The organism is Microcystis sp. M083S1 (assembly GCF_020246405.1).
GTDB lineage: Bacteria > Cyanobacteriota > Cyanobacteriia > Cyanobacteriales > Microcystaceae > Microcystis > Microcystis aeruginosa_C.
In genome coordinates this window covers 38,809-62,384 of sequence record NZ_JADBTB010000076.1, presented here as the reverse complement: position 1 = coordinate 62,384, position 23,576 = coordinate 38,809, and the positions used below count along the sequence as shown (strand labels likewise).

The following is a 23,576-nucleotide window of genomic DNA, read 5'->3' as shown; positions in this document are numbered from 1 at the left end:
GATAGATTCGAGGATTTATTAGCCCCATCAAAACCAAAAACCCTGATTTTACCTAGATTTTACCCGATCTACCGCCCTAGCCCAACAAATAATTTTTCGCACAGATAAGAATTATTCTCAATAGCTGTACAATAGGAAAAGACAACTTTACCAAGAATCGAGCAATGAACGATAAAATAACTCGTAGAGTCTTTCTAGGCGCAGGAACAGCCACCTTAGCCCTAGCGGTGGGTCAATTAGGGAAAATAAACGAGGTTTCCGCCCAAACTAACCAATTAAACCTCTATTCCTCCCGTCACTACAACACCGACCGACGATTGTATGACAACTTCACCCGACAAACGGGAATAAAAATTAACCTCGTCGAAGGGGAAGCGGACCCATTAATCGAACGGATTAAAAGCGAAGGCAGCAATAGTCCTGCCGATATACTCCTGACGGTAGATGCGGGGAGATTATGGCGGGCCGACCAACAGGGAATTTTTGCCCCGGTCAATTCCCGCATTCTCACCCAAAGAATTCCCGCTAATTTGCGTCACCCCAAAGGTCACTGGTTCGGGTTTAGTAAACGCTTGCGGGTAATCATGTATAACAAAGACAGAGTTAACCCCAGAGAAATCGATTCCTATGGGGATTTAACCAATCCCAAATGGAAAGGAAAAGTCGTCACCCGGTCATCTAGTAACATCTATAGTCAATCTTTTACCGCTTGGTTAATCGACATCCAAGGAGAAGCAGCCGCAGAAAAATGGTGTCGGGGATTAGTGGCTAATTTTGCCCGTTCACCCCAGGGAAATGATAAGGCACAAATCGAAGCTGTCGCCGCAGGAATTGCCGATTTAGCCCTAGCTAACACCTATTACTTAGCTGGGTATGCCGAAGAAAAAGACCCCGCTAAACGGGCAATTTATGACAAAGTAGGCGTAATTTTCCCCGACCAAACAGGGCGCGGCGCTCACGTTAATATTAGCGGTGGTGGTTTAATTAAAACCGCCCCCAATCGAGAATCGGCCATTAAATTTTTAGAGTATCTTTCTAGCAATGAAGCACAGAACTTTTTTGCTAAGGGTAATCAAGAATATCCCGTCGTTCGAGGAGTTACTTTAGACCCTGTTCTGGCAAAACTCGGACGCGGGAAAGAAGATACAGTTAGCGTGGCTAATTATGGTCCTAATTTAGCCAAAGCAGTACAGGTAATGAATCGCGCCAGTTGGAAATAAGTTATCAGTTATCAGTTATCAGTGGGAATTATGAATTATGAATTATGAATTATGAATTAGGAAGTTAGGAAAATTGAAGATATATTTTGGGTTCGATCCCCCCTGCCCCCCTTGATAAGGGGGGTGCCGATAGGCGGGGGGATCCCCCCTTGATAAGGGGGGTGCCGATAGGCGGGGGGATCCCCCCTTGATAAGGGGGGTGCCGATAGGCGGGGGGATCCCCCTTAATAAGGGGGCATCTGACAGTTTTTAACACCTAACCACTTATGTTAAGGCAAATAAAACCGAGAGATTATTAGCGGGCATAGGAATTACTTCTAACAATTGTAAACCTCGATCGCTCGCTGCTTGCACCACATCTTCTAAATTCCTAACTCCCCAAGCAGAGTTTTGAGAACGGAGAGAAAAATCAAAGCTTTCATTACTAGGAGAAGTATGTTTTCCCTGTCGTTTATAGGGACCATAAAGATAGAGAATTTCCCCCGGACTGAGAAGGCGACTCGCTCCTGCCATTAAAGCTAAACAAGCGGACCAAGGAGCGATATGAATCATATTAATATTAACAATGGCATTAATGACGATATTTTCCGTCTCTACCGCCCAAACTGACTGATGAACATCGATAAATAGGGGGTGAGCGAGATTGGAACTAGGACAATAATCGCACCAACTGCGAATACTATCTAGAGCCAGAGGGTGACAATCCGAGGGAATCCAACGACAAGGAGCAAGACGAGGAGCAAAAAAAACAGCGTGTTCACCCGTGCCGCTAGATATTTCTAGGATATTCCCAGTCTTTGGTAAAAATTGGCTGAGAACTTCTAAAATCGGCTGACGATTGCGTTCTGTTGCTGGAGCGTATTGACGTAAATCAGACATAATTAGGGTTTGCGGCAAAAAGTTTGTTGGTGGGGTTAGGAGTCGGTCGTCAGTAGCCGCTCGTCGGGAGAGGAAGTCAGAATAACAGAATGACCTCGCACGTCTGGAAGCGGAACCCTTCGAGACTGCCAATAGTGGTCGCGTCCAGTGCTAGGGCGATTCTTTCTATAGTTATAGGCAGTAAACTGATGACCCACACTAACAAAGGTGCAAAACAACTGCTTATCTCAAGAGTGCTGCGCTTTTCTCCTTTTTTCGCTTTCCAAGACTCATACCATTCTTTCAGTCTATGCCTGACTGTGTTGGGTTTTTCCTCGTTGACTGCCGCAATCAACCTCGACACCTGAGTCAAACTGCTCGATTTGGTCATGACCATGCCAAAACTCCAAGTTGCCAATCCGATAGCTTGCGGTATTGACAAATGGGGCAGATGTTCTGATTCTATACACGACCACTGCTTGAGATATTTGTTGTTTAGCATTGTCTTTCACGATGCTCCTCTAAATCTCTAGCTTGTTTTTCTCAGCATGAGTAGGTGACTGCTCACCTCTTTGTAATAAACCTACACCTGTAAGCGATAGGCGGGGGTATCTGAGAGTTTTTAACACTTACCTACTTATTAATTATCCCACTAAAAGGTTTTCTTCGGGGTAATTAATAACTGTTGGTTTCGGATCGCCGATAATAGCCGCTATTAAAAGTATAACTCCCACCCGTCCCAGATACATCATAAAAACAATGATTAACTTAGAAATCGGCGATAAAGAGGCGGTTATCCCCATAGATAAGCCGACAGTTCCAAAGGCAGAAACTACCTCAAAAAACAGCTGAATCATTTGAAAATCTGTCTCCACAAATGAGATAGCTAGGGTGGAGATAATAATCGCTATAACCGAACCAAAAACCACGGCCATTGACTTTAAAATTAACGGCATAGGAATGCGCCTTTGATAAAGAGTCACTTCTTCACGACCTCTTAAAACCGAGCGAGTACAATTATATAAAATCCTAAAAGTTGTGGTTTTAATACCTCCCCCTGTACCGCTAGGACTGGCACCAATAAACATCAAAGCCATGGTAATTGATAAACCTTCTACGGAAATTTTACCAATATCAATGGTATTAAATCCTGCTGTTCTCGATGTTACCGATTGGAACCAAGCGGTCAGCAATTTATCTTTAATTGATAAATTAGCCAAAGTGTCACCATTTCCCTGTTCAGTAAGTAAAAAAGCCAAGGTTCCTATCACTAATAAAAATATAGTTGTGCTGATAGCAACTTTATAGTTAAGGGAAAAAACAAAGCCTTTTCGTTTATATTGAAAGCGATGAATAAACCAAGTGTAAAACTCGATAATTACCTGATAACCGATACCTCCAAAAATGATCAATCCTGTGATAGATAAGTTAATAATAATTGAAGACTGATAGGACATCAAATTATCTTTAAACAAGCCAAAACCCGCATTATTCCAGGCACTAATACTATGGAATAAAGATAACCACACCGCATATCTAAAATCATACTTTTGGGCGAAGACAGTTAACATAACCAGAGTTGCTGTTAACTCAAAAACTAGAGTAGTAGCAATCACTGATTTCATTAAACTTTGACTACCTTGTAGGAAAGGTCGATCGAAGGATTCTTGAATTGCTAACTTCTGTCTCAGGTCAAATTTTCGCCCAATTAATAACATTAAAAAAGTGGTAGTGGTCATATATCCCAAACCTCCCACTTGCACTAATAAAGCAATAAATAATTGACCCCAAAAAGAAAAATAAGTCCCTGTATCTACTACTGCTAAACCCGTAACACAGACAGCAGAAGTGGAGGTAAACAGGGCAACAATTGGGTCATTCCAAGTGCCGCTAGTGGTAGAAACAGGCAACATCAACAGGGAAGTTCCCGCTAAAATTACCGCAATAAATCCCAAGCAAATTGTCCGGGCAATCGTCATATAAATTCCTTAGTGAAAGTAGCTAAGAGAAGATTGTTTTTTGGCTAACACTTCTTGATAAACTAACTGTAAGTGATCGATATTTTTGCTGAGAGTGTAAGAGTCTAAAACTCTTTGACGGGCTTTTTGTCCTAAAATTGTTGTTAATTCGGGATGATCTCGTAAGACGGGCAAGAGAGTTTTTAATTGGGTAATTAGTCCTTTAGTATCTAGAACTATTCCCGCACCTTTTAACACTTCCCCATCGGCACCCACATCCGTAGCCAGACAAGCAACACCGCAGGCCATCGCTTCCAAGAGCGAAATCGATAAACCTTCCACTAATGATGGTAAAATAAAGCCGTCAACCCCGCGCAAAATTTCAATTCGTTTATTTTCATCGCCGATAAAACCTAACCAGATAATACCATCTTCTTCTCCATAAAAAGGTTTGAGGGAAGGAGTTAACGGACCATCGCCAACAATGAGCAGTTTGCATCTACTCCCTAAATTGGTTTTTTTCCAAGCTTTCAATAAAGATTCTACATTTTTCTCCGGCATGATCCGACCGAGATAAACAAATAAACAATCGGCATTATATTGAGCTTTAATATTCGATAGTCCTGGACAATACTTATTAACATCAACCCCATTGGGAATAATTGCTAATTTTTCTTCGGGAACTCCCAATTTAACTAAAAAATCCCGTTGAGAGGTGGAAAAAATAATTACCTTATCGTAATTAGCTAAAAAAGGGGCGTGTAGTTGGTAGGTTAATAATTGGGTACTGGAGATGAGATTGCGAATTTTACTATCAAAAGCCGGGTGAAAAGTCGCCACCAGAGGCAAATCTAAAGACTCACAAATTTCTGGTAGCAGAAAATCGAGGGGAGACAGGGGTAAGGACGCATGAACTAGATCGGGTTTCAGTTCCCTGAGTTTATCCTGTAGAACCCGACTCGATTTCAGGGTGGGAATAGTATAGACTTGGGAACTATAGAGACGTGGCAGGGTGATTTCGTCGTAAAAGTCGGGCCAATCGCTTACGGTGGGTTTTTCGGAAGAAAAATGCAGAAAACTGACTTGATAATCTCGATCGAGCAGGGAATTAGTCACTTCTCGCCCATAGGTAACGTTACCGCAAAAAGGAGATTTTTTTCCTAACCAGGCAATGTGCATTCAGATTCTCTTAAGAAAAATTTAATTTAGTCAAGTATCAGCTTACTAAATTAACCGTAAAATTAAAAGCTAATAGAGTACCCAAGCAAAATTAATTACCCATCTAAGTCCTCAGCTAAAAATTGCCCTTTGCAAGAGTGCCTATTTGATAGTTAAAATTCTCGGCTTTTTACTGATTGGCCGAGGACTTGCGACGACGACAGCGTTCTGAACAGTATTTGACCTCATGCCAACAGTTTTGCCACTTTTTGCGCCAAGTAAAGGATAAACCGCAAACGGGACAAATTTTACTGGGAAGATCGGACTTCGAGACCTGACGTGCCATGATTAAAATTAAAAAGTCAAAAACTGCTCCTTATCTATGAGTGTAGATGAAAATAATCAGAGTTCCCCACTCGATCGCCTGAGAATTATTTTAGTTGAACCAGCCGGAGCCTTAAATGTGGGTTCCACCGCCAGAATTATGCGGAATATGGGCTTAAGTCGCTTAATTATCGTCAATCCTGCCTGTGATATCCTTGCAGAAGAAGCGCGACGCATGGCAGTACACGGAATTGAAGTCCTAGAAAACTGTTCACAGGTAGCCACCCTGGGGGAAGCTTTGCAGGGTTGTCATCGCATCATTGCCACCACCTCGAAACCCCGTCACCTGAATACTCCCCTCGAAACACCCCGGACCGCCTTACCCTGGTTACTCACCCCTAACCTGGAATCGGCCCTAATTTTCGGGCCAGAAGACCGGGGTTTAAGTAACAGCGAACTGAACCACGCCCAGCGTTTTGTCGGTATTCCCGCTAATCCTCAATATTCCTCCCTTAATCTGGCCCAAGCGGTGGCGGTTTGCTCCTACGAACTGTACCAAATGGCAAGGGAAAATAGGCTCGAACCCCGGTTAGAAACGCCCCCTAATGCCACTTTTGAGGCTCTAGAAGGCTATTATCAGCACTTAGAGAGCTTTTTGCTCAAAATTGGCTATCTTTACCCCCACACCGCCGCCGCTAGGATGGAGAAATTCCGGCAATTTTATCATCGGGCCCGGCCCACGGTGGAGGAATTAGCCCTGCTGCGGGGCATTATCGGTCATATTGAAAGTATCGGGCAACTTTTTCTCGGTCTTGATAGTCTCAAGGGCAAGAAAAAAAATTCTCCTAGCGATCGATAATAAATCTGGATACCCTTGAGGAAAACCGTGACTCGTCAAGTAACTCGTCGTCCCACTAAAGTCCAATCCGGCCCTGGGTCCCCTAAGTCTATGGACTCAAACAATAAAAAAAGGTCTTTACCAGTTAAAAAGTCGCAAAAACAGCGTAAACCTAACCTAATCGCCTCTTTTCTCCTTCAGGTTCTTCGCTTCTCTATCCTTGGTGTCGGTTTAGGTGCGATCGCTGGTACGGTTTTAACGGTGGTGGATCCGAGCAAATTACCCCTACACCCAAAACCCACCGCTACTAATTCCCCGACTCCCCAACCCGTCACCCCGAAACCGACCACGTTAGTTTTAAACGAAAATCTCAGCAGCCTCAACCAGAAATTACAGGCTTTAGCGGTCAAATATCCGAAATTACAGGCGGGAGCTTTATTTATTGACCTCGATAACGGTGCTTACGCTAATTTTCGCGGAGATACTATTTTTGCCGCCGCTAGTACGATTAAAATCCCGATTCTGGTGGCCTTTTTTGAGGATGTGGATGCGGGAAAAATTCGTCTCGATGAACCCCTTGTGGCCACTAAGGATGTCATGGCCAGTGGGTCCGGGGATATGCAGTATCTAGGAGCGAATAAAACCTATACTGCCCTAGAAACCGCCACTAAAATGAACGTAATTAGCGATAATACCGCTACTAATATGTTAATTAAGCGCATGGGAGGCAAAAAGGCTCTTAATCAGCGTTTTCAAGCTTGGGGTTTGACCAGTACGGTAATTAATAACCCTTTACCTGATTTGGAAGGAACCAATACCACAAGTCCGAGAGATTTGGTGACAATCTTAGGAAAAGTTAATCAAGGGGAATTACTCAGTTTACGTTCCCGAGATCGTCTATTGAATATTATGCAGGAAACGCGCACTCGCACCCTGCTGCCCCAAGGTATCGAGAAATCCGCCGATATTGCCCATAAAACCGGTGATATTGGCTCGATGTTAGCGGATGCGGGGATTATTGATATGCCCAACGGGAAACGCTATCTAGGAGCAGTGATGGTCAAACGTCCCCACAATGATAGTAACGCTAGGACTCTGATTCAACAAATATCGCGCACGGCCTACCAACACTTTAAATGGTATCAAACTCAACCCCCAGCCAAACCGCAACCGGTCGCCCAATCTTCTCCCTCTCCTAGTCCGGTCGTTATTCCTAGTCCGGGTAATTAGGGTTTGCGGCAAAAAGTTTTTCGTGGGGGTAGGGTGTGGGGTGTGGGGTGTGGGGTGTGGGGTTTTACCCATTTTCAGGTGGTCAATTACCTAATTTTCAGGGAAAAAGTAGCTGAATTTTGCCCCCGATCCCCGCAATGGCTGGCACTTTTTGAGGGAAAAAAAGTCTAAAAGTCTTATCCAACAAGGTTTTTAGATTTATTAAGCAAACCCTAATTAGCCCCTAGGTTAAATTATTGGCTAAAAGACGGGCCAATTGTTCGGCATTTGCCCGGGGGGAAAGACGAGGAAGGATTTTTTCCCCCGTGGCTAGTTTTTGACAGAGGACGGGGATTTCGTACTGATAAGCGTTAAACCAATCCTCTCGACTGGTAATGTCCCTAATTTCTAACTGCCACTCTGGTTGACGGATTTTTTCTAGTTTTTCTAGCAACCCTTCGCAAAGATGACAGTCTGGTTTACTGTATAAAATTAGTTCTATGGTAGTCATAAATATTTATGTTCATTACCTCCACGATTAGTCTCTCATCAACAATTCTACAAACTCCCACACCCACACCGACTTTAAATAATAATTTAGTTAATTCAGGTAGTCAAGATCTAGTCTATATCGGTGTGTTTCTTCTGGCAATTACCCTAGTCATGGTTATTGGTATTATCAATCAAAAAATTGAATACGCTCTCATTTTTGCCGCCACTCTCACTATTATTTTAGTTGCTTTCCTCTGGTTTTTATAAGTCCTTCAACTAAGGAAATTGAGGGCAAACCCCCCTTAATAAAGCTTGACGGCTCTCGTTGATTCACCTTCACCAAATTGTTAACTAATTCGAGTTCAGACTTGACAAAAATCTCCCTAGGTCCGAGCGGAAGATTAAGGAATGCATCCTATATTTGCAGAAATACCGACAATTAGCAATTATCAGTGACTCTTAAATTGGTACAAAAATATGAACAATCGCGTGTAAGCATCTCACCGAAAAACTAATGCGCGGTAGGGTTGATTCATGAATCAACCCTACTATGAATCAACCCTAGGGGTTTGGGGGGTTCTACCCCCCAAAAGCTTGGATTGAGTGATAAAACCGAAAGTAACGGCCGATTTTAGGAGAAAGTTTCCCCTTAAAAATCGCAACTTAGTCGATTTACAAAAATGAGATGTACCCCAAGCAAAACGATCGGACTTATAATATAATTGTATTGATTGTGGCTTGTTGCTAGAATCACCCCAAATTGACTCAATGGGTTTATAAACGATGACAACCCTAGATATTGCTAACGATATTGTCTGTCCTCCCACCGATTTATGGAGTGATGAACCACCCTTGGAAAGTGATCTGCATTTACAACAAATTATTTTATTATTATCTTGTCTTGATTGGCTCTGGCAAGATAGAAACGATTACTATGCCTCGGGCAATTTGACTATTTATTATAACGAAAGACAACTGAAACAGCGAGATTTTTGTGGACCAGATTTTTTCGTAGTTTTAGATACGGAGAAACGTCTCAGAAAAAGTTGGGTCGTCTGGGGAGAAGGGGGTAAATATCCCAATGTAATCATCGAAATTCTCTCCGATTCCACCGCTAATGTGGACAGAAAAGCCAAAAAGGAACTATATCAGCATACTTTCCGGACTCCTGAATATTTTTTGTTTGATCCTAATACTTTAGAATGGCAAGGATTCACTTTAATCGAGGGACAATACCAACCGATTACCCCCAATAAAAATGGTTATTTATGGAGTAAGCAACTAGGATTATATTTAGGGATTTTTGCCAATAAATTGCGCTATTTCACCGAATCGGGTGAATTGGTTCCCACCCCTCAAGAGTCAGCCCGACAGGAAAGATTAGCCAAAGAAAGAGAACAACAACGGGCGGAAAAATTAGCCCAAAAGCTGCGAGAATTGGGCATTAATCCCGATGAAATTGCTTAAATATCCAGTTGGGGGTGTTAGGGTTGCCCAACTCACCCCAGCAGTCTAGTTATAAATACTTATAATTTCTCAGGGAATTATAACAATTATTAAATAATGTGTAGTTTTGTATACTGATGTCAGGAACTTAGATACAATATCAAGTGGCGTAAGATATATAGAGATTAGCTAGTGAGTCGGCATCAAGACAGTCAAACTGACCGGAAACGAGAAGAAACACAGTTCACTCCTTACAGTGCAGAAGCGATCGCTCAACAATACCGTTACAAACCTTGGCAATTGTTCGGTCGCGCTTTCGTGATTATTTGGTCTTTAGGATTATTTCTGCTCAGTCTCCTCTGGGACAAATGGACAAAGCAAGAAGAAGCCAATAAATACCGGCGTGCCAGCGAACTTAGGCAAATTCTCACCCGTTTGGGTCCCACCTTCATCAAAGTCGGTCAAGCTCTCTCTACCCGTCCCGACCTCGTTCGCAAAGACTTTTTAGACGAATTAGTTAAACTGCAAGACCAACTTCCCCCCTTCGATAACCACATCGCTTTTGCCATTATCGAGACAGAATTGGGGATGCCTGTAGAAAAAGCCTATCGAGAAATATCCCCCACCCCGGTAGCTGCCGCTAGTTTAGGACAGGTTTACAAAGCTATTCTCCCCACCGGCGAAGAAGTAGCCGTTAAAGTGCAACGGCCCGGGCTGCGGTCGCTTTTAAGCCTTGATTTATACCTAATGCGCTGGGCTGCCCAAAAATTCGGTCGTTTATTACCCCTCAATCTCGGCCACGACCTCACCCTGATTGTCGATGAATTCGGAACCAAACTCTTTGAGGAAATCGACTATCAAAACGAAGGTCGCAACGCTGAAAAATTCGCCACCAACTTCCAAAATAACCCCGAAGTTAAAGTTCCCAGTATCTACTGGCGTTATAGTGGTCGCCGCGTCCTCACCCTGGAATGGATTGATGGCTATAAACTCACCGATACCGAGAAAATCAAAGCTTTAGGATTAGACCCCAATAATATCGTTAAAATCGGCGTAACCTCTGGATTGCAGCAACTCCTCGAACACGGCTTTTTCCACGCTGATCCCCATCCGGGTAATCTTTTCGCCACCTTTGATGGTCGCATGGCCTATATCGATTTTGGCATGATGGATCAGTTAGAGGAGGAAACTAAAGAAACCCTCGCTAGTTGCGTCGTCGATTTAATTAACAAAGACTACGAAAACCTAGCCAGCAACTTTGTCAAACTGGGATTTTTAACCCCAGAAACCGATATAAAACCAATTATTCCCGCCCTAGAACGAGTTTTAGGCAATGCCATCGGTCAAAGGGTCGGTGACTTCAATTTCCGCACCATTACCGATGATTTCTCCGAATTGATGTACGAGTATCCCTTCCGGATTCCCGCCAAATTCGCCCTGATTATTCGTTCCCTCGTCACCCAAGAAGGGGCAGCCCTCACCCTCGATCCTAACTTCAAAATCGTCCAAGTGGCCTATCCCTACGTCGCTAAACGTCTCCTGACCGGGGAATCGCCCCAACTGCGCCGGCGTTTACTGGATGTACTGTTCAAAGACGGTAAATTTCAGTGGCAACGCCTAGAAAACATGATTACAATGGCTCGATCGGAAAGTAACTTCGATTTACTGCCCACAGCGCAATTAGGCATCACTTTTCTTCTCTCGGAAGAAGGTCGTTATCTGCGTCGTCAATTGCTATTAGCTTTGACGGAAGATGACCGTCTCCACACGGCCGAAGTGCAACGTCTCTGGAGTTTAATTCAAGGAGAATTGCAACCGCGGCGACTCTTGGATGTGGCCATGAGCGCTTTTCGGGAATTATCGTCCCAAGGTGTGGCCGCTGTCGTTCCGCGAGAAACCAGTTCGCGTTAGAGTGTTTAAGGTCAACATCGGTTAATCACTTTTTCTATGGATTATTATTTTCTGCCCCAACCGCCCTATTTTCTGGTTGTTGCCGGTTTATTTATCGGTATTACCTGCGGGGCCGCTTTTGAAGCTAGTCTCAAGCAAGTGGTTAACAATTGGTATAAAAATAAGGGTTCGGACGATCAAAATCTTTTAAAATCCAGTTCCTTACAAATTCCTTTTATTGGTATTTGTGTAGGAATCTGTCTTTTCCTTGCCTCGGGATTAGATATATTTATTCTCAATGGTTGGGTTGCCTACGCTATCTCTCTCCCGATGACTATCTTTATCGGTGGTTTGGTTTGGAGTCAGTTAGGGGAATTATTAGGCCAATTACAGCGCGGCGGTTCTAAAGAAATTGACCTCGATTATCGGGGATAATTGGGAGGCAGCAAACATTTAGGACTAAGATCATCGGTGTTAGCAGATAGGAAAGAGCAACTTCCCCACAACTAACACCAAAACCCTAGTTATACCCAATTTACCAGCTATTTTGGCCCGCAATTAGATGCAAAAACCTTTAGCATGGCATTGGCGATCGCTACCCCTGCATCAGCGCACCGGTTCCGAGGTTTTTGCCTGCTTATTCGCCCAAGATGCGATCGCTACCTTACTAGAAAGTCCCTATCCGGGTAATTCCCTCTCCCGTTACTCTCTTTGTGCTGGTTCCCCGCGTCAGCTTTGGACCCCCGCACTAGGGGAAATTTTCCCCTTTTTAAGCAGTTTACTCCCCCAAACTCGATCGGATGTGCTTCCCGATCATCTTCCCTTCCATGGCGGTTGGTTGGGGTGGTTAGGCTACGATTTAGCTTGGGAAATAGAAAAATTACCCGACAGGAAAGCTGATACTCTCCCTTTTCCCATCGCTTATTGGTATGAACCGGATAGTTTTGCCCTTCTCGATCACCAAGCACAAATTCTCTGGTTAGCTGCCACTAAACCCGAAGATTTAGATAAATACGAACAATCTTTAACCACTAACCCCGATTTTGAGTTGATCGATCCTCATCCCTCTCCCTTAATCTTTTATACTTCTCAACTCGACTACGAAAAAGCTGTTAAAAAAGCGTTAGATTATATCAGAAAAGGTGATATTTTTCAAGCAAATTTATCCCTAAGATTTCAAAGCACAACTAGGGCAAAAGGATGGCAAATTTATCGCAGTTTACAACAGATAAACCCTTCTCCTTTTGCTAGTTATTGGCGCACCCCTTGGGGAGAAATGATTAGTTGTTCTCCCGAAAGATTGGTCAAATTAGAAAGAGGAATAGCCAGCACTAGACCGATCGCTGGAACTCGTCCCCGGGGTAAAACCGAGGCACTCGATCGACAATTGGCCGAGGAACTATTAACTAATAAAAAAGAGCGCGCCGAGCATATTATGCTAGTGGATCTAGAACGTAATGATCTGGGTAGAGTTTGTGAATGGGGATCGGTTGATGTGGATGAATTACTGACGATCGAGCGTTATAGTCATGTTATGCACTTGGTCAGTAATGTTCAAGGAAAATTAGATAAAAAGTATCATGCTATTGATTTAATTAAAGCTCTTTTCCCCGGGGGAACAATTACCGGTTGTCCGAAAGTTCGTTGTCTAGAAATTATCGAAGAATTGGAACCAGTGCGACGCAATTTATTCTATGGTTCCTGTGGCTATATTGACAGCAGAGGTCATTTAGATTTGAATATTCTCATCCGTACCCTATTAATGACTAATCAAGGGAATTTAAACACCGTTTGGGGACAGGTGGGAGCGGGAATAGTTGCCGATAGCGATCCCGAAAAAGAATGGTTAGAATCCCTTCATAAAGCTGAGGCACAATTAATCGCTTTACGTTCTTTTTAATTTTTGATTTCAACAAACTCACCTAAGTAGGTAGGCATTAAAAATTATCAGATGCCCCCCTTATTAAGGGGGGACTAAGGGGGGATCGGCACCCCCCTTATCAAGGGGGATCCCCCCGCCTTCGGCTTCCCCCCTTATCAAGGGGGGTAGGGGGGATCGAACCTAAAATCCATGTTTAATTTAATTATAACCAGCTACCTATTGTTGCATCTAAAACCGATCTTTTTACTTTTTACCTTATCTGCTATTTTGTAGGATAGCTTCTGATCTTGAACCCTATTCATGAATCAAATTTCTATCGCTGTTACTTTTTTTCTTAGTTTATTCTTGACCTCGCTTCCCTTTTTACTTTTGGGGGCAGCCGTTTCCAGTTTTTTGCTGGTTTTCGTCAATAAACAGCGATTAGCGGCGATATTTCCCCGTAATCGACTGTTAGGAGCGATCGTCGGCAGTACAATCGGATTAATCTTACCCGTCGGACAATACGGCACGATTCCCGTCGCTAGAAGATTCTTATTAGAGGGAGTACCCCCAGGGGTGGTGTTTAGCTTTCTCACCGCTGCACCTACCCTAAATATCGTCACTCTTTGGCTAACTTGGCAGACTTTCACCTATTCTAGTATTTTCTTCTATCGATCGCTTTCGGTGTGGTTAATGGCAATTTTTATCGGCACTCTCTTTAGTTTCTATCGGGAAAAACCCCGCACCGATAGTGAAATTCCCCTAGAATCGAGTTTAGTTCTTTCTGGTAGTTTTTTACCGGAGGAAGCAGCCAGTCAACCCCTGCAAAGAGTCGGCAGTCTTGTTTATGAGTATAAAACTAGAGATAGGCAAGCTTGGCCAATTTCTGTGCAGTTATTTCTTGATAACTTTATCGATGAAGCGCTGGAATTAGGGGGATTATTAATTATAGGCTGTGCGATCGCTAGTGTCTTTCAGCTATTATTACCTCAGAGTCAATTAATTGCCTGGGGGAATACTCCCGCTACTCAAATTCTCGTGCAGTTGTTCTTTGGTTTCACCCTCGCTGTTAATGCCAGTCTTAGCACTTTTGTCCCCGGTTCTTTAATTACTAATCTGTCCGTCGGTTCCACTCTAGCTTTTTTACTGGTCGCTTCCCTCATTGATATTAAAGCTTTTATCCTCCTCCTATCAGCTTTCCGTCCTAAAATTGTCCTTTATTTCGGAATTTTATGCCTGTTAATGACTTTTTTAGTGGCTCTGATCCTCAGTTTTTATCTAGGTTGAATTCCTTCCGGGTCAAAAAAATTTTCTCTTGACAAAAGTCCCTTGACATGATATTATATTCATAATGGAAAATCCGTGCGCCTACAAGCCCTATTTTCCCAAGCATTTAAACTCTATCTTGATTCTGCTTGCTGGAGTTGCGACAACATAGTTTTATAGTTCTCACTCCACCCACCTACCTAGAGGTTCAATAAGCATCTTTTCGATGAATACTACTCAATATGATAATCAGCATTTCTTGATCTTGAATTTTGTAAATGATGCGATAATCCCCTATTCTAATTCGGTAGGTGTCATCATATCCTTTGAGTTTCTTGACTCCGCTAGGACGAGGTGTATCGGTAAGTAGTCTAATGGCAGTAATTAAGCGTTCGCGTTGTTGTTTGGGTAAGTTGTTTAGTTGTTTTTGAACTGGTTTCGGAATAATAACTCTGTAGTTCACGCTTGAGTTGCCTCATATTCTTCGAGGGTTAGATAGTCTCCTGCTTGATAAGCTGATTCAGAAGCGATTATGTTAGCTTGCTCTTCTTCTGTAATTTCTATTGCAGTATGTCGTTCTTTGATAAAGAGCAAAAAGTCAAGTAATTCAGTCAAAAGGGTGTCAGGTGTCTGCTCGATTTCTTTAATTAGTTGTTCTTTGAGTGTCATAGCTTTATCAGTTATCAGTCATCAGTTATCAGTTATCAGTGAGCAGTAATCAGTTATCAGTGATTAATTCCATCATAGTCCATCATTCAATCATTCCAATCATAGTCGATGATAGGTGGTGGGTTACTGGACTAGGTAATAGGTGTAGGGGTAATTCATGAATTACCCCTACAATCGGCTAGGTTTTTCTGGATTTTGTCAAATTTTCTCTTGACAAAAGCCCCTTGACATGATATTATATTCATAATGGAAAATCCGTGCGCCTGCGAACCCTATTTTCCCAAGCATTTAAACTCTATCTTGATTCTGCTTGCCGGAGTTGCCAGAATATACTCCTATAATTCTCCATAAGGTTGACCTGGAATAGTCTTCTGATAATATATCCAAAAGTCCCTACAATATCAAATCCGTCGCTTTTTATTGAAGTTATCTAAAGCGGGAAAAATCCCCTTTTTTGTAGTCTGTGATACTGTTTTTTGGATTGAGATCGTCTAAGGTCAAGGGAATTGCTTCTAGGGTTCCGATTTAAACTTCTTTAAATGTCAGGTCCGAGAGGAGCAAGCTAGTCTTAAATGAGCGGATCAAACATTTTTTCCGTCTAAGCTGGCTACACGGCGGGATAAAAGCCCGGGAGACTTTAAGGATAACTGTTTTGAGGCAGTGTCTTTGAAGAATCCCGGGTTATTGTATTTTGAGGTGAAATGATGTCCGAGGAATCTACTTTTCAACCCCCTCATGTAACTGAAGCTCAACAGGCCCTAGAAAAAGAACGCCATTTGCCCCTAACCGGTTGGCAACAGGAAGTTTCCCAGGGGTTAACCTACGGTTTAGAGGCGGCCGATAGTATTCGCGATCGCAGTATTCCCACCTTTTCCAGGGGTGAGTTACCCCACTATGCGGGAATTAACACCTTTATGAAGGCCCCCTATTTGGAAGATGTGCGGAATGTGGGCAATTATGACGTGGCAATCGTCGGTGTTCCCCATGATTCGGGGACAACTTACCGACCCGGAACTCGTTTTGGACCCCAGGGAATTCGGCGGATTTCGGCCCTTTATACGCCCTACAATTTTGAATTAGGGGTAGATCTGCGCGAACAAATTACGCTCTGTGATTTGGGGGATATTTTCACCATTCCTGCTAATAATGAAAAGTCCTTTGATCAAATCTCTAAGGGGGTTGCCCATGTCTTTAGTTCCGGCGCCTTGCCGATTATTTTAGGGGGTGATCATTCCATTGGTTTTCCGACAGTGCGGGGTATTTGTCGGCATTTAGGGGATAAAAAAGTCGGTATTATTCACTTTGATCGCCATGTGGATACCCAGGAAACGGATTTAGATGAACGGATGCACACTTGCCCCTGGTTTCATGCCACCAATATGAAAAATGCTCCTGCTAAAAATCTCGTCCAATTAGGGATTGGTGGTTGGCAAGTTCCCCGTCAAGGTGTTAAAGTTTGCCGCGAGCGGGCCACTAATATTTTGACCGTCACCGACATTGTAGAACGAGGCATTGATGCGGCCGCCGAATTTGCCTTAGAACGAGCTTTAGATGGTACGGATTGCGTTTGGATTAGTTTCGATATTGATTGCATTGATGCCGGTTTTGTCCCCGGTACAGGTTGGCCGGAACCGGGCGGGTTATTACCCCGTGAAGCCTTAGCTTTATTGGGTAAAATTATCCAAAAAGCTCCCATTTGTGGTATGGAAGTGGTGGAAGTTTCCCCTCCCTACGATATTAGTGATATGACCTCTTTGATGGCTACCCGTGTTATTTGTGATGCCATGGCCCATATGGTTATTTCAGGTCAATTACCCCGTAAAGAAAAGCCCTATTATATTCATTCTGATGCCAATATGGAGGTTGATGAACCTTGGATTTAAGGACAAAAGCAGCAATAATTAGAGAGGTAACACATTCGCGAAGAAACACCGATGGCCAAAGGATTTGGAACTCCTATTAACAAAAGGTTAGGTTACGTTTTAACTCTAGTATCTGATCCTAAAATTTATGCTGCTGCTGAAAATGCTTTGCCCTATCTTGATCAAGATGAATCAGATGAACCTTTTGCTGGTATTACTAATGACTTGTCAATGGCGCGTGTCTGGAAAAGTCGCAAACAAGCAGAAAAAAGTGTTCAGAATTATCTTGGATTTTTAATGGATTGGATGACTAATGAAAATTTAGACAGATTAACTATTTTAATTTGTTCTTTAAACGCTAACAACAAAGGAGAGTTAACGACCGAAATTGCCCAAAAAATGCAGCTAGAGAGAGTAGAAAAGGAGTAGCCACTTCAGCATATTATGCACGAAACTGATATGACCAAGGCGTTAATTATGACAGTTCGAGATTGGTATGATAGCCAACCTGAAAAGCTCAAAATTGAAAAAATTCATCTCATGGTTGGTGAATTTACCTGTGTCGAACCGGTCAGTTTACAATTTGCCTTTGAAGTTCAAACTGCCAATACTTTTCTTGCCGGCGTGGAATTAGCTATTAAAAATATTCCCCTAATTGCTTATTGTCATTGCTGCCAAAAGGATTATAAACCCCAAATTGGCCAGCAATATTCCTGCCCAACTTGTCGATCACCGATGGAGGATATTCGTTCAGGTCGAGAGTTAAAAATTGACCACATTGAATATTCTTTAGATTCTTAAACAAAGTTGGGCGATCGCTTCTACAAGTTCGATGATCAATTATTCATTCTCAACCAAAATGCACCAAACTTTTGACGCGGCCTTAGAAATTAATCTACTTCATGCCAATCAAGCAGGAGCCGATCACAACCGGGAACATTTTGACGAGTGGGGCATTACCTGTTTAAACCTGATGAGTAGTCCAGGTGCGGGTAAAACTGTGTTATTGGAAAAAACCCTCGCAGCCTTAAAAGATCAATTAAAAATGGCTGTTATTGAAGGTGATATGACTACAGAACTAGATGCAGAGCGCCTGAGACAATATGGAGTTCCCGTGATTGCCATTAATACTGGTCGCTCCTGTCACTTAGATTCCAAAATGGTAGCCGGGGGAATTCATCGTTTCAAAGAAGATTATAACCCCAAAGAGTTTGATTTATTGTTGGTGGAAAATGTGGGAAATTTAGTTTGTCCCGCCGAATTTGAGGTAGGGGAACACGCCAAAGTTGCTCTATTAAGTATTACTGAAGGAGAAGATAAACCCCTCAAATATCCAATTATGTTTCAAGAAGCGGATTGTCTGATTATTACCAAATTAGATCTGGCTCCTTATTTAGAGATTGATTTAAAACGTTTAGAGGCAAATGTTCGTTCTATGAATCCCGATGTAAAGATTATTGCTCTTTCTGCTCAAACAGGAGAAGGTTTAGAAGACTGGTTAAATTGGCTAAAAAGCCAAGTCAATAGGCCGAGGTTCTTGAATTGTTAATCAGTAACAGTTTTTGAGGTTTATTTCTGTTTTACTAGCTGTCATCTCTAAAGGCTATTACCTATGAAACGGCGCAATTTTTTCTCCTTACTTCTCGTTTTTTTTAGTAGCTTACTGCTGACCGTTAGTTGTAATCAAGCTCCTCAGCAAACCCCCAATGCAAGTAGTTCTCTGAGTAATACTGCCCCGATTGTCATTGGTTATAGTAACTGGGCCGGTTGGTGGCCATGGGCGATCGCTGAAGAAGAGGGATTATTTGCTAAAAATGGGGCTAATGTTCAAATGAAATGGTTTGATGGTTATCTTGAATCCTTGCAAGCTTTAGCTGCCGGACAATTAGATGGAAATAGCCAAACTCTCAACGATACAATCGCTTTTGCGGGAGATGCAGTGAATGGTCAAGTTGCTGTTTTAGTTAATGATAACTCGTCAGGAAATGACAAAGTTATTGTCACAGAGGAGATTAAAACGATTCAAGATTTAAAAGGCAAAAAAGTTGCTGTTGAAGAAGGCGTTGTTGGTGACTTTCTCCTCAGTTTAGCCCTAGAAAAAGAGGGAATGAGCCGTAAAGATGTGCAAATTGTCCCCATGGAAACAGGGGCTGCTGCCGCCGCTTTTGCATCGGGAAAAGTCGATGCAGTGGCCGCTTTTCCACCCTTTTGGTCAACGGCCCTTAAAAGAAAAGGTTCTAAAGAATTAATTAGTTCTAAAGCTTTTCCAGGTGCTATTCCTGATTTATTAGTTGTCAGTGCCAAATTAATCAAAGAAAAACCAGAACAGGTTCAGGCTCTTGTCAAAACCTGGTTTGAGGTTCGAGACTTTATGGCTAAAAATCCCCAAAAAGCCGATGAGATTATGGCCAAGCGTGCTGGCATTAGCCCAGAAGAATTGGCCCTATATAAAGAGGGAACGAAGTTTTTCACCTTAGAAGAAAACCTAGAAGCCTTTAGTCCGGGGAAAACCATAAAAAATATGCCCTTTGCCGCTCAAAAAATGGCTGATTTTATGAGGGAAGTTGGCTTTATTAAAAAAGTCCCCGATCTAACAACCATTCTAGATCCCCAATTTGTCAAGGCGTTGGCAAATCAAGACAAAAAATCCTAATTAGTCCCTCGATCATTGACTTCAAGAATTGTTTGATAACTGGGTGATATTGGCTATCAAAATTATTCTTTTCTTTTAAAAATCCCATGACCACAACACCTAAAACGCTTCCTCAAAGCACTTTTTGGCGGATTACCGAGGATATTCCCGAATCCCTCAAATGGACTTTAATGGTTTCCTCTATTATTGTCCCGCTGATTTTATGGTTACTAATCTCTAGTTTTGCGGGCATTGAATCCGTATTTTTGCCCTCTCCTTTAGCCGTTATTCAGGCCTTAGGAAAATTAGCAGAACAGGGCTTTTTAATTCAAGATACTATTACCAGTTTTTTACGAGTAGTTGGGGGCTTTTTTTTAGGAGGATTGTTTGCTATTCCCCTAGGGATTTTAATGGGAACTTTTCCGAGTATTCGTAGTTTAATGGAACCGATCATTGGCGTTGTACGTTATATGCCCGCTCCTGCTTTTATTCCCCTATTGGTTATTTATTTGGGTATTGGAGAAACGTCAAAAATTATGCTGATTTTTATCGGGACAATTTTCTTTAATACCCTGATGATTATGGATGCAGTTAAGTTCATTCCCCGTGAATTGATCGAAGTAACTTATACCCTTGGAGGAACGCGAAAACAGGTTTTATTTAAAGTGATTACTCCCTATATTATTCCTAATATTATTGATACTTTTCGGGTTAATATGGCAGCCGCCTGGAATTTGGTGGTAGTGGCGGAATTAGTGGCGGCGGATAATGGATTAGGCAAACGGATTTTATTGGCCCAGAAATTTCTGAGAACCGATGAAATTTTTGCCTGTTTAATTGTCCTGGGAATTATTGGCTTTGCCCTAGATTTAAGTTTTCGTTTGTTTTTGCATTGGACTTGTAAATGGTCAATTACTCGTTAACTTAAAAACTCAAGAACAGAGTTTATTCTGTCACCAGTAAAGTTATTTTAATGATAAGAGAAGAACCTTAATGCACTTAGAAATTACTCAAATCAATAAAATTTTCACCACTAAACGAGGTGCTGTGGTCGCTCTGAAAGATATTAATTTACACGTTGAAAGTGCTGAATTTGTCTGTGCGGTCGGGGCCTCTGGTTCGGGAAAATCGACTTTGTTGCGAATGATTGCGGGTTTAGAATTGCCCACTTCCGGCAAAATTACCGTTGATGGTGTTGAAGTGACAGGGCCAGGAGCCGATCGCGGCATGGTTTTTCAAAATTATACACTCTATCCCTGGATGACGATCCAAAAAAATGTTGAATTTGGCTTAAAACTACAGGGATTATCGACAAAAGAATGCTGGGAAGTGGCCTGTTATTATCTGGATATTGTCGGTTTAATCCAATTCGCTAATGCTTACCCTAGAGAACTATCGGGTGGGATGAAACAACGGGTTGCGATCGCCCGCTCTCTTGCCTGTCATCCCAAAGTCTTATTAATGGACGAACCCTTTGCAGCTTTAGATGTACAAACCAAAGAAAGAATGCACGAATATTTAATTGAAATTTGGCAAAAAATCAGGTGTAGTATTTTAATGATTACCCATGATGTGGATGAAGCGGTTTTTTTGGCTCAACGTATTTATGTTTTGAGTGCTAGGCCCGGGACTATACAACGGGAATTAACAATTAATTTACCCGTAGATCGTAATTATAAAATTAAACGACAAGCTCAGTTTTATGACTATACGGATCAAATTTACGGCCTGCTACGGGGTGAGAAATGCTAGAAAAAACTAGGGATGATCAAGAGTAGTCCCGGGTTGAAAACGAGTTAGAGCAGCAAAAATCATCCTTTAGAGATACTTTCGGTTATCTAGCATCGCCAAACAGCGATCGCTGCTGCCGCCAACCCTAAATAGGGTTTGCTGAATAAATCTAAAAAGCTTGTTGGATAAGGTTTTTAGGCTTTTTTGACCTCAAAAAGTGCCTAGCATTGGAGTGATCGGGGGTAAAATTCCTGGACTTTTTCCCTGAAAATTAGGTAATTGACCACCTGAAAATGAGTAAAACCCCACACCCCACACCCCACACCCCACACCCTGCCACCACCGAAAAACTTTTTCAGCAAACCCTAGATAAGTGATAGAACAGTTGTTCAACCATTAAGATTTTGTGATAATCCCGGGTAAGTGTGATCTAAAGTACAGCTTTTTTTGGGAAAGTTTCCCCGGGGGTGCTGCCTTGGGGCGCAAATATGATAGAATGCTGGTAAATTGATACAAAACTTTACTTCAAGGTGAATCTATGCCGTTTACGATCGAATCAGCGCGGAGCATTTTCCCCAACACGCTATCAGCGGATGTGGTTCCTGCCACGATTGCGCGTTTCAATCAGCTGAATACCGAAGATCAACTAGCCTTGATTTGGTTTGCCTACCTAGAAATGGGCAAAACCATCACCGTTGCCGCCCCCGGCGCTGCTAGTATGGTGTTTGCCGAAAAAACCATGAATGAAATTCGGCAGATGTCACCCCTGCAACAGTCGCAGGTGATGTGCGACTTAGCGAACCATGCTGACACCCCGATTTGTCGTACCTACGGCACTTGGTCTGCTAACATCAAACTGGGATTCTGGTATCAATTAGGACAATGGATGGAAGATGGCAATGTTGCCCCAATTCCCAAGGGTTATGAACTATCTGCTAATGCCAGCGCCGTTTTAGACGGGATTAAAAAATTAGAGTCGGGACAACAAATCACCGTTCTGCGGAATTGTGTGGTCGATATGGGCTACGATCCCAAGAAACTGGGCGATTATAACCGTATTTCCGAACCCGTGGTTCCTCCCCAAAATATTGCCGAACGGACCAAAGTTAGCATTGAAGGCGTTACCAATGCCACCGTCCTCAACTATATGGACAACCTCAACGCTAACGACTTTGATGTATTAATTGAATTATTCACCCCTGACGGCGCTCTGCAACCACCTTTCCAACGTCCCGTCGTCGGTAAAGAGGCAGTATATCGCTTTTTCCGGGAAGAATGCCAAAATTTGAAATTAATCCCCGAACGCGGTGTAGTAGAACCCGCCGATGACGGTTTTACTCAGATTAAAGTGACGGGAAAAGTACAAACTCCTTGGTTTGGTGCAGGTGTGGGTATGAATATGGCATGGCGCTTCCTCCTAACTCCTGATAATAAAATTTTCTTCGTAGCGATCGATTTATTAGCTTCTCCGAAAGAATTATTAAACTTTGCCCGTGGCTAAATAGCTACTGAGAGAAATCATTAAAAATTCTGATGAAACTTATTAGAGTTCCTTGTCAAGTGAACTCTTTTTTTTATACAATTAAAAGGCTGACTTAAAAAAATTGGTAAATACACCGGTTTCTTCTCCGATCTAGGTAAGAATAACTAAACAATTATTCTTACAGATGTGGGCGAAAAGAGTCGAGGTAGTTCAAAAATCCAAAATTATCATCCCTAAAACTAAAATCATGCCTATGAGTGAAATAATTTGGTCAGATACGGAACAAGAAATTGCTCAAACTGCTTTCCAAAAAGCCTATCAGCGAGAAACTAGCACTTTAATAGAACATATTAAAGAACAGTCTGGTCAGATCACGGTTTTAGATGATATCTGGCAAATGCACGATTATCTAAGCGCCCGACGACATCAGATTGATGGTAAATATGACTATCGCTATACTTCCCTAATTTTTGTCTTTGCTCAACTGTTAAAGGAAGGATGGTTAAAGCTAGAGGATCTCAACGGTTTGGAAAAAGATAAACTAGCAAAAATCGCTGCCCTGTCGCGAATGTAAATTAATGATTAGCATTAAGCTATCAGCTTTCTGCTCCTAGTTGGGTGACTAAAAAATTCATCTCTAGATAATCAACCCCGTCTTAAGTTTTTCCTAAGCGGCAAC

26 protein-coding genes and 1 riboswitch are annotated in these 23,576 nt (G+C 42.4%); of the genes, 18 read left to right on the top strand and 8 right to left on the bottom strand.

Going from position 1 to position 23,576, the window contains the following annotated elements; genetic code table 11:
• The first annotated feature begins 164 nt into the window (after positions 1-164).
• Positions 165-1,220, top strand: a complete 1,056-nt coding sequence (locus IM450_RS07425; protein ID WP_287667476.1) for a Fe(3+) ABC transporter substrate-binding protein — start codon at positions 165-167, stop codon at positions 1,218-1,220.
• A gap of 264 nt (positions 1,221-1,484) precedes the next feature.
• Here IM450_RS07425 and IM450_RS07420 read toward each other — a convergent pair whose 3' ends face one another.
• The 5 genes from IM450_RS07420 to IM450_RS07400 form a co-directional block, all read right to left on the bottom strand.
• Positions 1,485-2,099 (bottom strand): DUF938 domain-containing protein, encoded by a 615-nt coding sequence (locus IM450_RS07420; RefSeq protein ID WP_002801258.1) that lies wholly within the window; start codon positions 2,097-2,099, stop codon positions 1,485-1,487.
• A gap of 76 nt (positions 2,100-2,175) precedes the next feature.
• Positions 2,176-2,580: a hypothetical protein gene (locus IM450_RS07415; protein ID WP_287667473.1), complete on the bottom strand. Its 405-nt coding sequence runs from the start codon at positions 2,578-2,580 to the stop codon at positions 2,176-2,178.
• A 142-nt stretch (positions 2,581-2,722) separates the two neighbouring features.
• Positions 2,723-4,057, bottom strand: coding sequence for a TrkH family potassium uptake protein (locus IM450_RS07410; protein ID WP_287667471.1), 1,335 nt, complete (start codon positions 4,055-4,057; stop codon positions 2,723-2,725).
• A 9-nt stretch (positions 4,058-4,066) separates the two neighbouring features.
• Positions 4,067-5,215, bottom strand: a complete 1,149-nt coding sequence (locus IM450_RS07405; RefSeq protein ID WP_287667469.1) for a glycosyltransferase family 4 protein — start codon at positions 5,213-5,215, stop codon at positions 4,067-4,069.
• 169 nt (positions 5,216-5,384) lie between these two features.
• Positions 5,385-5,540, bottom strand: coding sequence for a DUF2256 domain-containing protein (locus IM450_RS07400; protein ID WP_002801262.1), 156 nt, complete (start codon positions 5,538-5,540; stop codon positions 5,385-5,387).
• 36 nt (positions 5,541-5,576) lie between these two features.
• On the opposite strand from IM450_RS07400, the gene IM450_RS07395 reads away from it, so the two are divergent.
• On the top strand, positions 5,577-6,377 hold the full coding sequence (locus IM450_RS07395) for an RNA methyltransferase (RefSeq protein WP_287667467.1): 801 nt from the start codon (positions 5,577-5,579) through the stop codon (positions 6,375-6,377).
• A gap of 27 nt (positions 6,378-6,404) precedes the next feature.
• Positions 6,405-7,586 (top strand): serine hydrolase, encoded by a 1,182-nt coding sequence (locus IM450_RS07390; protein ID WP_002801264.1) that lies wholly within the window; start codon positions 6,405-6,407, stop codon positions 7,584-7,586.
• Positions 7,587-7,809: 223 nt separating this feature from the next.
• On the opposite strand, the gene IM450_RS07385 is transcribed toward IM450_RS07390, so the two are convergent.
• Positions 7,810-8,076: a glutaredoxin family protein gene (locus tag IM450_RS07385; protein ID WP_002750529.1), complete on the bottom strand. Its 267-nt coding sequence runs from the start codon at positions 8,074-8,076 to the stop codon at positions 7,810-7,812.
• A gap of 8 nt (positions 8,077-8,084) precedes the next feature.
• Between IM450_RS07385 and IM450_RS07380 the strand changes: the two genes are divergently transcribed.
• From IM450_RS07380 to IM450_RS07355, 6 genes are all read left to right on the top strand, one after another.
• On the top strand, positions 8,085-8,324 hold the full coding sequence (locus IM450_RS07380; protein WP_287667464.1) for a hypothetical protein: 240 nt from the start codon (positions 8,085-8,087) through the stop codon (positions 8,322-8,324).
• A gap of 516 nt (positions 8,325-8,840) precedes the next feature.
• Entirely contained in the window at positions 8,841-9,524 is a 684-nt protein-coding gene (locus IM450_RS07375; RefSeq protein WP_287667462.1) for a Uma2 family endonuclease, read from the top strand.
• Positions 9,525-9,695: 171 nt separating this feature from the next.
• Positions 9,696-11,414, top strand: coding sequence for an ABC1 kinase family protein (locus IM450_RS07370; protein ID WP_287667460.1), 1,719 nt, complete (start codon positions 9,696-9,698; stop codon positions 11,412-11,414).
• A gap of 36 nt (positions 11,415-11,450) precedes the next feature.
• The gene (locus IM450_RS07365) at positions 11,451-11,828 is read left to right on the top strand and encodes a hypothetical protein (RefSeq protein ID WP_002801269.1); all 378 of its coding nucleotides are present in this window, start codon (positions 11,451-11,453) and stop codon (positions 11,826-11,828) included.
• Between the two features lie 127 nt (positions 11,829-11,955).
• Positions 11,956-13,293: an anthranilate synthase component I gene (locus IM450_RS07360; RefSeq protein WP_287667458.1), complete on the top strand. Its 1,338-nt coding sequence runs from the start codon at positions 11,956-11,958 to the stop codon at positions 13,291-13,293.
• A 282-nt stretch (positions 13,294-13,575) separates the two neighbouring features.
• Positions 13,576-14,541, top strand: a complete 966-nt coding sequence (locus tag IM450_RS07355) for a permease (RefSeq protein ID WP_002803658.1) — start codon at positions 13,576-13,578, stop codon at positions 14,539-14,541.
• Between the two features lie 187 nt (positions 14,542-14,728).
• On the opposite strand, the gene IM450_RS07350 is transcribed toward IM450_RS07355, so the two are convergent.
• Positions 14,729-14,983, bottom strand: a complete 255-nt coding sequence (locus tag IM450_RS07350; RefSeq protein WP_002760924.1) for a type II toxin-antitoxin system RelE family toxin — start codon at positions 14,981-14,983, stop codon at positions 14,729-14,731.
• Entirely contained in the window at positions 14,980-15,189 is a 210-nt protein-coding gene (locus tag IM450_RS07345; protein WP_002760925.1) for a hypothetical protein, read from the bottom strand. Before IM450_RS07345 ends, IM450_RS07350 begins: the two co-directional genes overlap by 4 nt.
• A gap of 501 nt (positions 15,190-15,690) precedes the next feature.
• Positions 15,691-15,825, top strand: a riboswitch (guanidine-I (ykkC/yxkD leader).
• Positions 15,826-15,893: 68 nt separating this feature from the next.
• Here IM450_RS07345 and IM450_RS07340 point away from each other — a divergent pair.
• From IM450_RS07340 to IM450_RS07300, 9 genes are all read left to right on the top strand, one after another.
• Entirely contained in the window at positions 15,894-17,072 is a 1,179-nt protein-coding gene (locus tag IM450_RS07340) for an agmatinase family protein (RefSeq protein WP_287667456.1), read from the top strand.
• Positions 17,073-17,123: 51 nt separating this feature from the next.
• Complete coding sequence (locus IM450_RS07335; protein ID WP_287667454.1) at positions 17,124-17,480, top strand: hypothetical protein; 357 nt, start codon at positions 17,124-17,126, stop codon at positions 17,478-17,480.
• Positions 17,481-17,495: 15 nt separating this feature from the next.
• Complete coding sequence (hypA, locus tag IM450_RS07330) at positions 17,496-17,852, top strand: hydrogenase maturation nickel metallochaperone HypA (RefSeq protein ID WP_002731704.1); 357 nt, start codon at positions 17,496-17,498, stop codon at positions 17,850-17,852.
• 58 nt (positions 17,853-17,910) lie between these two features.
• Complete coding sequence (hypB, locus tag IM450_RS07325; RefSeq protein WP_287667451.1) at positions 17,911-18,600, top strand: hydrogenase nickel incorporation protein HypB; 690 nt, start codon at positions 17,911-17,913, stop codon at positions 18,598-18,600.
• 63 nt (positions 18,601-18,663) lie between these two features.
• Positions 18,664-19,704 (top strand): ABC transporter substrate-binding protein, encoded by a 1,041-nt coding sequence (locus IM450_RS07320; protein WP_287667449.1) that lies wholly within the window; start codon positions 18,664-18,666, stop codon positions 19,702-19,704.
• An 86-nt stretch (positions 19,705-19,790) separates the two neighbouring features.
• Positions 19,791-20,606 carry an ABC transporter permease gene (locus tag IM450_RS07315; RefSeq protein ID WP_287667447.1) on the top strand — a complete coding sequence of 272 codons (816 nt, stop codon included), beginning with the start codon at positions 19,791-19,793 and terminating at the stop codon, positions 20,604-20,606.
• A gap of 70 nt (positions 20,607-20,676) precedes the next feature.
• On the top strand, positions 20,677-21,435 hold the full coding sequence (locus IM450_RS07310; protein ID WP_287667445.1) for an ABC transporter ATP-binding protein: 759 nt from the start codon (positions 20,677-20,679) through the stop codon (positions 21,433-21,435).
• A gap of 517 nt (positions 21,436-21,952) precedes the next feature.
• Positions 21,953-22,915 carry an orange carotenoid-binding protein gene (locus IM450_RS07305; protein WP_002801386.1) on the top strand — a complete coding sequence of 321 codons (963 nt, stop codon included), beginning with the start codon at positions 21,953-21,955 and terminating at the stop codon, positions 22,913-22,915.
• Positions 22,916-23,081: 166 nt separating this feature from the next.
• Positions 23,082-23,471, top strand: a complete 390-nt coding sequence (locus tag IM450_RS07300; protein WP_008204498.1) for a hypothetical protein — start codon at positions 23,082-23,084, stop codon at positions 23,469-23,471.
• The last annotated feature ends 105 nt before the right edge of the window (positions 23,472-23,576 follow it).